This window comes from Vibrio sp. M260118 (assembly GCF_036533755.1).
Taxonomy (GTDB): domain Bacteria; phylum Pseudomonadota; class Gammaproteobacteria; order Enterobacterales; family Vibrionaceae; genus Vibrio.
The window spans coordinates 1-14,410 of sequence record NZ_JATABG010000194.1; the positions used below are offsets into that span (position 1 = coordinate 1).

13 protein-coding genes and 2 pseudogenes are annotated in these 14,410 nt (G+C 45.9%); 9 read left to right on the plus strand and 6 right to left on the minus strand.

Translation table 11 applies throughout. The features are described from left to right. Positions 1-1,022, plus strand: a 1,022-nt coding sequence (gene msrB / locus QTO00_RS12225; RefSeq protein WP_331425062.1) for a peptide-methionine (R)-S-oxide reductase MsrB, incomplete at its 5' end; no start/stop codon positions are given. A gap of 150 nt (positions 1,023-1,172) precedes the next feature. Continuing rightward, positions 1,173-1,909: pseudogene (locus tag QTO00_RS12230) on the plus strand (MipA/OmpV family protein). A gap of 57 nt (positions 1,910-1,966) precedes the next feature. Here the strand turns inward: QTO00_RS12230 and dbpA are convergent. After that, positions 1,967-3,343 (minus strand): ATP-dependent RNA helicase DbpA, encoded by a 1,377-nt coding sequence (gene dbpA / locus QTO00_RS12235; RefSeq protein WP_331425063.1) that lies wholly within the window; start codon positions 3,341-3,343, stop codon positions 1,967-1,969. 104 nt (positions 3,344-3,447) lie between these two features. Beyond that, on the minus strand, positions 3,448-4,101 hold the full coding sequence (gene folE / locus QTO00_RS12240) for a GTP cyclohydrolase I FolE (protein ID WP_331425064.1): 654 nt from the start codon (positions 4,099-4,101) through the stop codon (positions 3,448-3,450). A gap of 156 nt (positions 4,102-4,257) precedes the next feature. Between folE and QTO00_RS12245 the strand changes: the two genes are divergently transcribed. From QTO00_RS12245 to QTO00_RS12260, 4 genes are read left to right on the plus strand one after another with little or no spacing between them, the layout of a single operon-like run. Continuing rightward, complete coding sequence (locus QTO00_RS12245) at positions 4,258-5,430, plus strand: molybdenum cofactor synthesis domain-containing protein (RefSeq protein ID WP_331425065.1); 1,173 nt, start codon at positions 4,258-4,260, stop codon at positions 5,428-5,430. Positions 5,431-5,439: 9 nt separating this feature from the next. Beyond that, positions 5,440-6,189, plus strand: coding sequence for a molybdopterin-synthase adenylyltransferase MoeB (gene moeB, locus QTO00_RS12250; RefSeq protein WP_331425066.1), 750 nt, complete (start codon positions 5,440-5,442; stop codon positions 6,187-6,189). A gap of 26 nt (positions 6,190-6,215) precedes the next feature. After that, on the plus strand, positions 6,216-6,533 hold the full coding sequence (locus QTO00_RS12255) for a hypothetical protein (RefSeq protein ID WP_331425067.1): 318 nt from the start codon (positions 6,216-6,218) through the stop codon (positions 6,531-6,533). Positions 6,534-6,548: 15 nt separating this feature from the next. Next, positions 6,549-7,385, plus strand: a complete 837-nt coding sequence (locus QTO00_RS12260) for a sulfurtransferase (protein WP_331425068.1) — start codon at positions 6,549-6,551, stop codon at positions 7,383-7,385. Positions 7,386-7,457: 72 nt separating this feature from the next. Here QTO00_RS12260 and QTO00_RS12265 read toward each other — a convergent pair. Further along, positions 7,458-8,314, minus strand: a pseudogene (locus QTO00_RS12265) (sugar-binding transcriptional regulator). A gap of 437 nt (positions 8,315-8,751) precedes the next feature. Here QTO00_RS12265 and tal point away from each other — a divergent pair. Both tal and tkt read left to right on the plus strand, forming a co-directional pair. Next, positions 8,752-9,702 (plus strand): transaldolase, encoded by a 951-nt coding sequence (gene tal, locus QTO00_RS12270; protein ID WP_331425069.1) that lies wholly within the window; start codon positions 8,752-8,754, stop codon positions 9,700-9,702. Positions 9,703-9,784: 82 nt separating this feature from the next. Then, positions 9,785-11,776, plus strand: a complete 1,992-nt coding sequence (gene tkt / locus QTO00_RS12275) for a transketolase (protein WP_331425070.1) — start codon at positions 9,785-9,787, stop codon at positions 11,774-11,776. Positions 11,777-11,912: 136 nt separating this feature from the next. Here tkt and QTO00_RS20995 read toward each other — a convergent pair whose 3' ends face one another. Continuing rightward, complete coding sequence (locus tag QTO00_RS20995; RefSeq protein ID WP_443088924.1) at positions 11,913-11,996, minus strand: KxYKxGKxW signal peptide domain-containing protein; 84 nt, start codon at positions 11,994-11,996, stop codon at positions 11,913-11,915. Between QTO00_RS20995 and QTO00_RS12280 the strand changes: the two genes are divergently transcribed. Next, positions 11,985-13,334 carry an HD-GYP domain-containing protein gene (locus QTO00_RS12280; protein WP_331425071.1) on the plus strand — a complete coding sequence of 450 codons (1,350 nt, stop codon included), beginning with the start codon at positions 11,985-11,987 and terminating at the stop codon, positions 13,332-13,334. The two genes, QTO00_RS20995 and QTO00_RS12280, sit on opposite strands and share 12 nt — an antisense overlap. Before the next feature lie 32 nt (positions 13,335-13,366). On the opposite strand, the gene QTO00_RS12285 is transcribed toward QTO00_RS12280, so the two are convergent. Together QTO00_RS12285 and QTO00_RS12290 are read right to left on the minus strand one after the other, a co-directional pair. Beyond that, entirely contained in the window at positions 13,367-13,885 is a 519-nt protein-coding gene (locus QTO00_RS12285) for an NUDIX hydrolase (RefSeq protein ID WP_331425072.1), read from the minus strand. 90 nt (positions 13,886-13,975) lie between these two features. Beyond that, a partial coding sequence (locus QTO00_RS12290; RefSeq protein WP_331425073.1) for a methyl-accepting chemotaxis protein occupies positions 13,976-14,410 on the minus strand: 435 nt, incomplete at its 5' end.

Sequence of the window (14,410 nt, forward strand, 5' to 3'; positions counted from 1 at the left end):
AAGTTGCCACTCTTGCAGGAGGCTGCTTTTGGTGTACTGAGTCAGATTTAGAGAAGTTAGACGGAGTACTAGATGTAATTGCAGGCTATTCCGGTGGCAATGTAGACAACCCAACCTACAAACAAGTTTCGTCCGGAAAAACAGGTCACATCGAGGTTATTGAAGTTAAGTTCGATCCAAAAGCTGTGAGTTACGAGCAAGTACTTGATCAGTTTTTCCGCCACATCGACCCGACCGATGACAAAGGATCGTTTGTCGACCGAGGGGCTCATTATCGACCAGCGGTGTTCTATCACAATGCTGTGCAAAAGCAGATCGCAGAGCAATTTATAGCTGAAATAGACGACCTCGGAATTTATAAAAAGCCACTAAAAACTGAGCTAATCAAGTTTGACAAGTTCTGGCCAGCAGAGGATTACCATCAAGATTACTACAAACGTAATAAAGTTCGTTACAACTACTACCGCTATGTGTCAGGCCGTGACCAGTATCTAGATGAGATTTTTGGCGATGACCGCAAAGACAATCCGGTTACGCTACGTCAATTAATCGATGATAAAAAACGTGTAGCGAATATTAAGCCATACACTAAGCCTACAAATAGTGAGATCAAGGCAAAGCTTACCGATTTGCAATACTACGTGACCCAAGAGGAAGGTACAGAACGTGCTTTCGATAACAAGTACTGGGATAACAAAGAAGAAGGTATCTATGTAGACATTGTCACTGGTGAGCCATTGTTCTCTTCAACCGATAAGTATAAGTCGGGTACCGGTTGGCCGAGTTTTACCAAACCGATCGACAAAGGTTACATTGTCACTAAAACTGACTATCACCTCCTTTATCCAAGAACTGAAGTAAGAAGCCGTTTTGCTGATTCGCACCTTGGTCATGTGTTTAAAGATGGACCCGCTCCAACAGGCTTACGCTATTGCATGAACTCTGCGGCAATGAAGTTCATCCCTGTTGCCGAGATGGAAAAAGAGGGATACTCCGAGTATCTATACCTATTTGACAGTTAATCCATGCAAACGTCGACTTAAAGCCAACTGTTCTGGTTGGCTTTTTATTCTTAAGTAACATATCAAACTTAACTTCAGTTAAATTTCAACCACATTGCAATTTAATGTTCAAATCACCTTTCTTGTATTTAGATGACAAGGAGAATCATAATGAGATTGAACATCAAACTAGTCGTAAGCAGCTTGATTGTGACAACGATGGCTCCAAGCGCAGTCGCAAATGAAAAATACGATGACTTTGGCTTTTTAGGTGCGAGTGCAACATTAGGAAAATCAGTGTTCACTGAAGGCAATAAAAGCCAAGCATCAGCAGAGCCAAATGTTTTCTACAATGGCGAGTATGGGTTTATAGATGGTAGTCTGGTGAACGTATCAATCTTACCGTATGTCGGCATATCTGGTAACTGGCGCTTTTCGGAAGTGTCGAATGATTTTGATGAACTGCCTTCAGGCACACAGGATCGCGATGGCAATGGTGAACTTGGTATTACACTAGGTACTGTTGGCGCAAGGCTGACTTTCATGCATGATGTAACCGATGAGCATAAGGGTTATGAAGTACAGTTGCACTTGGGCCGATCGCTAGATTTACCTTTCGAACGTTTCACTATAACGCCCTATATAGAAGTAGACTATCGCGATAAAAAGTTATCTCGACACCTTTACAACGTTAGCGCGCAAGAAGCCAGTCAGTCTCGCTTTAATGAGTTTGAAGCGGATAGCACTTGGGTCTATCGAGGCGGCTTGATTGGTATCTATCACTACAGTGAAGATTGGTTAGGTCTAGCTAAGCTTGAACTCCAGCACCACGACTCTAACAGCCCATAGTACAGCGTGACTTAGGTTGGGTTGCAAGCTTAGGCGTAGTGTATAACTTTACCCACTAAAAATAACCCCCAGCAAGAATACGCTGCTGGGGGTTACCTATCCGAATCAATATCGATTTACTTCATCACGCGGGCTTTGAAGTTTCGACCTTTCATTTTGCCGGTTTGCAGTTGTTTCAGCGCAGGCTTTACGATGCCATGTTCTAGCGCAACATACGAGACCATAGGCAAGATATTGATCTTACCTATCTTCTTGCCATCAAGACCCGCTTGTTTAGTTAGCGCCCCAAGAATATCACCAGCACGAACTTTTTGCTTTTTACCGCCCAAGATTTGAATGGTTTGCATCTTAGGATAGAACGGTCTCTCGATTGGTTTTTCTGGCAACGCTACAGGGCTGATAGCGATGTCCATGTATTCATCAATGCGAGCAACTAAGTACTCTTGTTTTTCGCTGTAGAAGCTAAACGCCACACCTTTTGAACCAGCACGACCTGTCCGGCCAATACGGTGGACATGAACTTCAGGATCGCGTGACAACTCAAAATTAAACACTGCATCAAGGTTATCAACGTCTAGGCCTCGCGCCGCAACGTCAGTTGCAACTAGGATAGAAACACTCTTGTTGGCAAACATGGTTAACGCCTGTTCACGCTCGCGCTGCTCCATATCGCCATGTAGTTCTACAACACTAAAGCCACGATGACTTAACTCATCGGTGACGTTTTGCACCTCTCTCTTGGTATTACAGAAAACCACTGAGGATTCTGGTTTGTGGGTCAAGAGCAGTGTCTCTAACGCATCATCTCTAGCTTCTGTAGAGTCCAATTTATAGAAACGCTGTTCTATGGTGCTTGTTTGATGAGTCGATTCAACCTTCACCATTTCAGGCTTAACCATCACTTTGGCCGCAAGTGATTCGATGTTGTCAGGGAAGGTCGCACTGAATAGCAAGGTCTGACGTTTCGATGGAGCCGCTTCAATTATCGTATCAATGGCATCTTCGAAGCCCATATCAAGCATACGATCAGCTTCATCCAAAACCAGAGTGTTAAGCTCAGCCAAGCTAATTCTATCTTTCGACATATGGTCGAGAATTCGACCTGGCGTTCCCACAAGGATATGTGCGCCATGCTCTAGTGAGCCAATTTGCGGCCCCATTGGCATACCGCCACAAAGAGTCAGTACTTTAATGTTATGAACACCACGGGCTAAAGTGCGGATCTCTTTTGCAACTTGGTCAGCCAGTTCACGAGTCGGGCAAAGCACCAGTGTCTGCACGCGAAAGCGTTTCACATTTAAGTTTGACAGCAAGCCAAGTGAAAAGGTCGCCGTTTTACCCGAACCAGTCTTACCCTGCCCAATGACATCTTTACCTTGCAAAACCAAAGGCAGGGCCTGTTGTTGGATAGGCGTCATTTGGGTGTAGCCGAGGCTATCCAAAGTGTCGAGTAGCTCTGGGCGCAATCCCAACGTCTTAAATGAATCTGTCACTGTATTAACCTTAATGGTTTACCGAAAGCGTCGCTCTCGATTAAAAAGTAAAAACCGCCTCATTAGCGAGGCGGTTTTGATAATCACAATACCTAATCGCAGCCCTAGCGAATGCCGTGCAGGAACTCATGTCTTGTCGCTGGATTAGACTTAAAAATACCGCCTAACGCAGTGGTGGTGGTTTCGCTGGTTGCATCCATAACACCGCGAGATTTAACGCAGTAGTGTGTCGCATCCATAGTCACCGCTACATCATCTGATTCTAGCAGTGTTTGTAGTGCAACTAGAATTTGCTGAGTCATGCGTTCTTGAACTTGAGGGCGTTGAGCAAAGAAACGAACAATACGGTTAATCTTCGATAGGCCAATGATCTTGCCACGTGGGATGTAAGCCACTGCCGCACGACCATCAATAGTCACAAGGTGATGCTCACAAGTGCTCGTCACGGTAATATCCTTTACACGTACCATTTCGCTCACGTTCATCTTATTCTCGATGACCGTAATTTTAGGGAAGTTCGAATAATCTAAACCTGAAAAGATCTCATCCACATACATCTTAGCAATTCGATGGGGCGTTTCTTCAAGGCTGTCATCGGTCAGGTCAAGTTCAAGCAGAGACAGAATTTCACGCATATGATGCTGAATTTTTTCCTTTTTCTCTTCTCGGCTAAACTGGTTAGGAGCCATTGGCGTCTCTAAACCACGTTGCTCTAGCGCATCTTTTACTAACTTTGCGGATTCGCTAAGACCTGACATACCACTTCCTCTTAATTACCCCTTTAGGATGGCAGACAAGGATACTCGGATTTTTGAATAATTACACCCATATTTTATCGGTGGTCATTACTGCTCTGAGCCCATCTGTGGTAGAGTGCGACCTATAATTACAAATAGATATTTTAGGATTTTGATATGGGATGCTGTGATGCACCTGGCTTGATGCCAATCGAAGATGCGATGGAAAAAATGCTATCGCCAATCAAACCAATCCAAACGACCTTACAACTCCCACTTGCTGAAGCGATTGGCTATGTGTTAGCTGAAGATATCCTTTCCCCTATTTTTGTTCCTCCTTTCGATAACTCGGCAATGGATGGCTATGCGATTCGCTTATCCGACCTCGAACAAAATAGTGTTATGCCTCTGGCCGGAAAATCCTTTGCTGGTCAGCCATTTGATGGTGAATGGCCGCAAGGCAGCTGCATTCGTATTATGACAGGCGCGAAAATCCCAACGGGTTGTGATGCCGTCATTATGCAAGAGATTCGCCCAATGGGTGATGATATTAAGCAAGGTGATGTGGTTTTAAGCAAAGACGCGCGCCTAACCTCTCGCGATATTCCGATGATTGCCACGCTAGGGATTAGCCACGTCACCGTTGTACGTAAGCCGCGTGTTGCTTTCTTCTCAACCGGTGATGAGCTTAAGCCTCTTGGTGAAGACCTTGCTGAAGGTCAGATTTACGACAGCAACCGATACGGAATCAAACCACTAATCGAGAACTTTGGTTGCGAAGCCATCGATCTCGGGATCATTCCCGATTGCCCTGAGACACTTAAAGCGACCTTTGAACACGCACAAACAGTTGCCGATGTGGTCGTCACATCCGGCGGTGTTAGTGTCGGAGAAGCCGACTACACCAAAGACATTTTAGAGGAGCTAGGCCAAATCGGTTTTTGGAAACTAGCCATCAAACCAGGTAAACCTTTTGCGTTTGGTGAACTCAAAAATGCTTGGTTCTGTGGCCTACCTGGCAACCCAGTGTCTGCAGTACTCACTATGTATGTTCTTGTGCAGCCTCTACTTGCCAAACTGGCTGGTCATACTGAATGGAAAGCACCTGAGTCTATCCCTGCGACAACCCGAAGCGCATTTAAAAAAGTACCCGGGCGCACAGACTATCAGCGCGGCATCTATCGCATTGAAAATGGTCAGTTTGTGGTGGAAACGACAGGCAACCAAAGCTCTGGCGCATTCCGCTCGATGAGCTTAGCCAATTGCTTTGTCGTATTGGAACGCGAGCGTGGTCGCGTCGAAGCAGGGGAAACCGTAAACATTCAGCTGTTCAACCCCACCCTTTACTAGAGGTTTAGTTTGGAGATCTTATCTGATCAAGAGATGCTTCGTTACAACCGTCAAATCATCCTTAAAGAGTTTGATTTTGATGGTCAAGAAGCTTTGAAACAGGCGTCAATTCTCATCCTTGGTGCTGGCGGTTTGGGCTGTGCCTCAAGCCAGTATCTCGCCACCGCTGGTGTTGGCAAACTGACCTTAATTGACGATGATGTAGTAGAGCTGTCTAACCTTCAGCGTCAAGTGTTACACCACGACGCTGATATTGGCAGCAAAAAGGTACAATCAGCACAGAGTTCCCTACGGCAGCTTAACCCACACCTTGATGTACACACCGTGGACAAACGTCTGTCTGATTCAGAGCTTGAAGTATTGATTGGAAAACACACATTAGTATTGGATGCTTCTGATAACGTAGAGACGCGCAATCAGCTCAATAAGTTGTGCTTCAAGCTTAAAAATCCTCTTGTCTCTGGCGCGGCAATACGTATGGAAGGTCAAGTCAGCGTCTTTACCTATCAAGACGATTCGCAACCATGCTACCAGTGTCTAAGCTCGCTATTCGGTGCTAGTGCATTAAGCTGTGTTGAAGCAGGTGTTATGTCGCCAGTCGTGGGCATCATAGGTGCTGTACAAGCGATGGAAGCCATCAAGGTTATTGCCAACTATGGTAAGCCTAAACAAGGTAAGATCTTAATGTTAGACGCAATGAATATGTCTTGGCGTGAGATGAACTTAATGAAGATGCCAAATTGCCCTGTGTGTGGCTAGTTATAATCAAATGCGGTGATAAATAAATGACAATGAACAATCCGAAAATATTTGTCGCCACGTTTGCTGTGTCTTGCGTTATCCTTTTTGCACTGCTCAAGCTAGCTCCCAGTAGCCAATCAGAGACGATCGATGGAGTGGTGACCAACCAAACGCTTACACAATCACTCGATGGCCATCGACTCTTCCTCAACGTCACAACTAGCGAGCAGCAAGAACTTCTAGTACAGGCTGATCCAAAGATGAATTGCCCAGCGGGCTCTAAAGTGGTTATTGAACAGGAGTCAGCCTTTGTTTCCGACCTTTACTCATATCGACTTGTCGAGTGCCTGCCCCAACAATAAACGAAAGGAACTCTTATGAACCCACTCGTAAGCCCTCAATGGCTCAAATCACAATTAGACACTAACCCAAACCTGATTGTTTTAGATGCGAGTATCGACTTTCAGATTCCGGGTGAGGTGGAAAAAGATAACATTAATTTAATTCCGGGTTCGCTGCGCTTTGACTACGACAATGAGTTTTGCGATCCGAGCGCATCTTTGCCGCATATGATGCCCTCGCAAGAGCGCTTCAATTCACTTGCCCAACAGCTAGGGCTAAGCAATAACTCAACGATTGTGGTCTACGACAATAGCGGCACTTTCGCTTCCCCTCGCGCTTGGTGGATGTTTAAAGCCATGGGGCATAAACAAGTTTATATCCTCGATGGCGGCCTAACAGAATGGAAAGCACAAGGAAATCAAGTCGTCCAAGCGTACTCACAACCAACGCAAATTGGTAATTTTAGTGGCACACTAGACCCTAGTTTCTTCGTTTCATCTGACGTTGTTGTTGAATCAATTGATAACTCACAGTCACTAACTGTCGATGCGCGCTCCAGCGCAAGATTCTACGCACAGGTACCAGAACCCCGTGAAGGGATACGTAGCGGTCATATCCCAAATTCAGTCTGTCAGCCATTTGCTGAGTTAATTGACCAACATAAGATGAGGTCGAGTCCAGAGTTGGCTGACATTCTCTCGACGACACTGAACAAACAGGCTCAAAATACCATTTTCAGCTGTGGCTCAGGCGTTACTGCCTGTATTGTGTTGCTAGCAGCTTATATCTGCGGTTATGAAAACCTTAGTGTCTATGACGGCTCCTGGACAGAATGGGGCGCGAGTAAAACACTACCCATCGCGACTGACTAACTATCGCACTGGGTTAAAAAAGCAGACAAGGCAGCCTACATTGGCTGCCTTGTTATTGATTAGGGTTTCTTCCTACTGCATCTGCTCATCAAGGTTAAGTACGGTTAGCGCATTACTTACACTCGTCGCAATCACATCAATCACTCCGGTACGCAATGCACCCAGCAGAGCTAAGGGTTTACTGTTTTCAGCGGCTATCGCGATAACTTCCGAGATAGGTCTAAACTCATCAATGCTTAAACCAATCACTCGATCACTCATCACGGTCTTTGCTGATTGGCCGTGAATGTCAAAGAAATCATAACCAGCAAAATCTCCGACCACGCCCTGCTGCATGCGCGATTGAACAACTTCATCCGCGGTAAACCAACCGAGATCAACCATGTAGCTGTTCTCACTCATATCTCCGATACCAACAAGTGCGACATCGGCTTTACGTGCTAAATCGAGCGTCTGCTTAACTGTCGCATTTTGCATAAATGCCAGTTTCTGCTCACGGTTTTCAGCATAGGCTGGTGCATAAAGCGTTTCGGATGTGCCACCGTAACTTTTCGCAAACTGACGACAAATATGGTCAGCGTTGAACATCCCCCCCCGTGGATGGATACCGCCAATGCCGCAAACAAACTTCACATCTCGTTGGGGAATAACGCCAACATGGTGCGCGACCGCAGAGACATTGCGCCCTTGCCCCACTGTTACCACAGCTCCTGCTCAATCTTGGCGCTAAATACTGGGTGGTACTTTACCGTGATTTCTACAATACCTTCGTCACGGGCTTGCTTGAGCATTCGCCCAACTTTTGCTCGAGAGACCGAAAACTTCTTAGAAATCTCTTCTTGCGTGGCGCCGTCTTGATAGTAAGCAACGGAAATTTCAGTTAATAGATCGGTGTTATCATCCGATATCTCATTTTGAGGTTTACTCATCAGCGTATTCCAAACTTTAATTACGCACTAAACATGTGCTCACATGCGTAGCATATGTCATAACCCACTTACCTAGCAACATATGCTCATCACAATTACAAATTCTCAGTCGCTTTTTACTACTTTCCCAACACCTCTCAAACGCAGGCTGGGCTTGGCAAACGTTTATCTCGCAGGGCTAGAAATGAAAGGGCAAAAATTACTTGATGAATGTCACTATAAAGTGCGTTTGTGGATTGACATTCCACCTATATAAGATAATTATGAACCCATCATTTACTCAGCGTTAGAGCAAATGTTCACGACAAATGCTCAAACGTTTGAAAGTTCCAAGTTAGCTAAGCAAATGTACAACTACACTATTGGTTAACTCGCTTGCAAATGCACTACACATACACTGCTTAGCATGTATGAGACTAAAAAATAGGATGATCGGAATGAGCAATAAATTAGAGCAACTTCGTAAACTCACCACTGTAGTTGCGGACACTGGTGAAATTGACGCAATCAAAAAGTACCAACCAGAAGATGCAACAACTAACCCTTCTCTGATCCTTAAAGCTGCTCAAATTGCTGAGTACGCACCACTAATCGACGCTTCTATTGAATACGCTAAAGCGCAGAGCTCTGATAAAGCGCAACAAGTTCAAGACACTTGCGACATGCTTGCGGTTAACATCGGTAAAGAAATCCTAAAAACAATCCCAGGTCGCATCTCTACTGAAGTCGATGCTCGCCTCTCTTACGATACTGAAGGCAGCGTTGCTAAAGCTCGTCAGCTAGTAAAAATGTACAATGATGCAGGCATTACTAACGATCGTATCCTAATCAAACTCGCTTCTACTTGGGAAGGTATCCGTGCCGCTGAAATCCTAGAGAAAGAAGGCATCAACTGTAACCTTACTCTACTCTTCTCTTTCGCTCAGGCTCGTGCATGTGCTGAAGCTGGCGTATTCCTAATCTCGCCATTCGTTGGTCGTATAATGGACTGGTACAAAGCGAAAGAAGGTCGTGACTTCGAAGCTCAAGAAGATCCAGGTGTTCTTTCAGTGACCAAGATCTACAACTACTACAAAGAGTACGGCTACAACACAGTAGTAATGGGCGCGAGCTTCCGTAACATCGGCGAGATCCTTGAGCTAGCGGGTTGTGACCGTCTAACTATCGCTCCTGCTCTTCTTGCTGAGCTAGAAGCTGCTGAAGGTGAAGTGGTAGAGAAACTGGTTGACTCTAAAGGTGCGGCAGAGCGTCCAGCACCAATGACTCACGCTGAGTTCCTATGGGATCACAACCAAGACCCAATGGCGGTTGAGAAGCTTGCAGAAGGTATCCGCAACTTCGCAGTTGACCAAGGCAAACTTGAAGCAATGATTGAAGCGAAACTTTAATCAACAGAATTTAAAAAGGGGAACGTTTGCGTTCCCCTCTTAACATCCTTTTTAAGAAACAATCTAATAATCGGTATTTATTATGGATCGCAAACATCTAGCAAATGCAATTCGTGCACTAAGCATGGACGGTGTTCAACAAGCAAACTCTGGCCACCCAGGTGCACCTATGGGCATGGCTGACATCGCTGAAGTTCTTTGGCGCTCTCACCTAAACCACAACCCAGCAAACCCAGAGTGGGCTGACCGCGACCGCTTCGTTCTTTCCAACGGCCACGGCTCAATGCTGATTTACTCGTTGCTGCACCTAGCAGGTTACGAGCTATCAATCGACGATCTGAAAAACTTCCGTCAACTACACTCTAAGACTCCAGGTCACCCAGAGTATGGTTACGCACCGGGTATCGAGACAACAACTGGCCCACTAGGTCAAGGCATCACTAACGCTGTTGGTATGGCGCTGGCTGAGAAAACTCTAGCGGCACAATTCAACAAGCCAGGACACGACATCGTCGACCACTTCACTTATGCATTCATGGGTGATGGCTGTCTGATGGAAGGTATCTCGCACGAAGCATGTTCTCTAGCAGGTACGTTAGGTCTTGGTAAGCTGATTGCGTTCTGGGATGACAACGGCATCTCAATTGATGGTGAAGTTGAAGGTTGGTTCTCTGACGATACCCCTAAGCGTTTTGAAGCTTACGGTTGGCATGTAATCCCAGCAGTTGATGGTCACGATCCAGAAGCGATCAACGCGGCTATCATCGCGGCTAAAGCTGACCCGCGCCCTACGCTAATCTGTACTAAAACTATTATTGGTTTCGGCTCACCTAACAAGTCTGGTTCTCACGACTGTCACGGTGCACCACTAGGCGCTGAAGAAATTGCAGCTACACGTAAAGAACTTGGTTGGGAGTACGGTCCTTTTGAAATTCCGCAAGATGTCTACGCGCAATGGGATGCGAAAGAAGCAGGCGCAGCTAAGGAAGCAGCGTGGAACGAGAAACTTGCAGCTTATGAAGCAGCATATCCAGAGCTTGCAGCAGAATTCAAACGCCGCGTAAACGGTGAGCTACCTGCCGAGTGGGAAGAGAAAGCAAACGCAATCATTGCTGACCTTCAAGCAAACCCAGCAAACATTGCATCACGTAAAGCGTCTCAAAACGCGCTAGAAGCGTTCGGTGCTATGCTACCAGAATTCCTAGGCGGCTCTGCTGACCTAGCGCCCTCTAACCTGACTATGTGGTCTGGTTCTAAGTCTGTTTCTGCTGAAGATGCATCAGGTAACTACATCCACTACGGTGTACGTGAATTCGGTATGACAGCGATCATGAACGGTATTGCGCTACACGGTGGTTTCGTACCATACGGCGCGACTTTCCTAATGTTCATGGAATACGCACGTAACGCAATGCGCATGGCGGCTCTGATGAAAGTTCAGAACATCCAAGTGTACACGCACGACTCCATCGGTCTTGGTGAAGATGGCCCAACGCACCAACCCGTTGAGCAAATGGCATCTCTACGTCTAACGCCAAACATGAGCACATGGCGTCCATGTGACCAAGTGGAATCTGCAGTCGCTTGGAAACTGGCTATCGAGCGTAAAGACGGTCCAACGTCTCTAATCTTCTCTCGTCAAAACCTTGCACAGCAAGAGCGTGATGCAGAGCAATTAGCGAACATCGCTAAAGGTGCTTACATCCTGAAAGATTGTGCTGGCAAGCCAGAGCTTATCCTTATCGCTACTGGTTCAGAAGTTGAGCTAGCGGTAGAAGCAGCAGCTCAGCTAACAGCGGAAGGTAAACAAGTACGCGTTGTGTCTATGCCATCTACAGATGCATTCGACAAGCAAGACGCAACTTACCGTGAAGCAGTACTGCCATCAGACGTAACAGCGCGTATCGCTGTTGAAGCAGGTATTGCGGACTTCTGGTACAAGTACGTTGGCTTCGGCGGCAAGATCATCGGTATGACAACATTCGGTGAATCTGCTCCAGCAGGCGAGCTGTTCAAGATGTTCGGTTTCACAACTGAAAACGTAGTGAACACAGCGAAAGAGCTTCTCGCTTAATCGTCTAGCTCACTAAAATTTAGGCCCCGCACTTATTGCAACATAAGGTGGGGCCTTTTTATTGTTTTTTGTTTAAGCTTTATCATTGTTTGTTCTTTTTCCTAGTCTATTAAGTGGCGATCCATCATTGGATTCACTAACCTTTATAAGTAAAGTCGTTGTTAATTAATGCCTTTAGCCAGTTACTGTTGCTCTTGTAGGAGAAGAAATGCTGCGTCACATAAATCAATCCATTCCGCTTTCAGAACTCATGCTTTCTCTAACAACGGCACTCGACATGACAGAAGGCCAACCTCCTGAGCACTGTATCCGTTGCTGCTGGATCGGTATGCATATCGGCGAGAAAATGCAGTTATCTGAAGCGCAGTTGTACGACCTGTTCTTTACACTGCTACTCAAAGATGCTGGCTGTAGTAGTAACGCTGCTCGTATCTGCGAACTTTATCTCACCGATGATCGCGCATTTAAACGCAACTATAAAACGGTTGGCACTAGCCTCTCTAGCGCGATCAACTTTGTCGTCAAAAACACAGGTATTGGTCGTGGTTGGGTAGAAAGAATCACCACTACGGTGGATATTCTGAAAAACGGTTCAGCATACGCCCAAGAGCTCATCGAAACCCGCTGCACACGAGGCGCCGAGGTCGCCCGTGAGCTCAGGTTTAGTGAAGATATAGCAGCGGGTGTTCACAGTCTTGATGAGCATTGGGACGGTACAGGAAGACCCGCACAGCTAAAGCATGAAGAGATTCCCCTGTATTCTAGGATTGCTTTGTTTGCCCAAGTGGTTGACGTTTTCCAATTTGAACACAATTTAGACACTGCAATCGAAGAAGTTCAAGCTCGAAGCGGCTCTTGGTTTGACCCCAAAATTGTTTCTTTTTTTAACGATATTGCGCAAGATAAAGACTTCATAGATGGACTACAGGCCAACGACATTGCTCAACGTGTCATGTCATTCTCGCCAGCCAACACCTGTGTAAACATAGATGAGGACTATTTAGACTGCATTGTCAGTGCGTTTGGCAGAATTGTCGACTCGAAAAGCCCCTACACCTCAGGGCACAGTGAAAGAGTTGCCGTGTATACAGATTTTATCGCACAAGAGTTGGGTATCGATGAACATCAAAGGAAGTGGCTCAAGCGCGCTGCCCTTTTGCATGATGTCGGTAAGCTTGGCGTCAGCAATACCATTTTAGACAAGCCAAGTAAGCTTAACGAAGAAGAGTGGGAAGCGGTTAAATCACACGCGGCACTCACCGAAAAAATTCTCAGCCATTTAAAACCCTTTTCGGAGATTGCTTGGATTGCAGGGGCGCATCATGAAAAGCTTGACGGGACAGGGTATCCGAAACAACTAAAAGAATCCGACATTCCGTTAGCCACTCGTATTATCACCACAGCTGATATTTTTGATGCCATCACCGCAGAAAGGCCTTATCGGGGAGCGATTCCCATTCCAAAAACGCTTGAAATCATGGAGGAAAGTTTACACTCTGCAATCGATGATCGGTGCTTTAATGCGCTGAAAAAAGCAATCAACACACTGCCAAAGTGATATTTTACTCCTGATAGTTACCCTATTATTTGCTATAGCATCTCTTTTGCAATCAAATGCAGTAAAAACGTTTCACGTTCAATGCTCATGCCTTTTTTCGGGCTTTCCGCTATGGTTTTTTCATTGTGAGCGATGGCATCGTGAATGTTCATCCATACCGCTTTCATGCCGTTTTTAATTTCGTAGTCCTCGTAGTTCGTATCACCGAGTTCACGGTCGACCTTACAGGTATAACAGTATGAAATCATATGAATCACATCGGCATCATCTTTGTACCAAGGTCGAAACTCCTCATAGATACCATAAGGCTTGATTCCATGAATATTATTTGCCCCGGTCTCTTCCTCTAACTCACGCACCATTCCTGCGATAATATCTTCACCGTCATCGAGGCCACCACCTGGTATCGTGTAGTCGTGATAACGCTCGGTGTACAAAAGTAGAATGTCTTCACCATCAACAACAATAGCTCGTGCCGCATTGCGCTTTACGATTAACTTATCGTCTAAGTGTTCTAAGTCAGAATGAACCGTGGTTTGCAGGTGTCTCATAAGTTTGCTAGTGCTAGAAATTTTGCGACGATTCTAACACTAGCGACCCACAAACATCTAATTTGATTGAGCCAATTTTATGTAACGCAGTTACGCGAGTTTAAAGCGGTTGATCATGGTCATCAGATTCTCTGACACATGTTTCAGCTCTTTGCCCGATGAAGCCATTTGAGCCGACTCACTGGATACCGTGCTCGCCATATCACTCAAACTGACCACGTTACGGTTAATATCATTCACCGTAACCGTCTGCTCTTCGGCCGCAGTTGCAATATGCTGAGCCATCTCCTCGATGGTGTGGACCTCTTGATTGATTCTGTCGAGTGTTTCTCCCGCTTGAGCAGAGAGCTCTGAAGCTTGAGTGGCTTTAAGCCCGCCCTGTTTCATCACAACTTCAACTTTTTCAGCGCCGGTTTGCAATTTCTCAACAATAGTCTGAATCTCTAGCGTTGACTCTTGCGTACGCTGCGACAAAGTTCGAACCTCGTCAGCGACCACCGCAAAGCCGCGTCCTTGCTCTCCGGC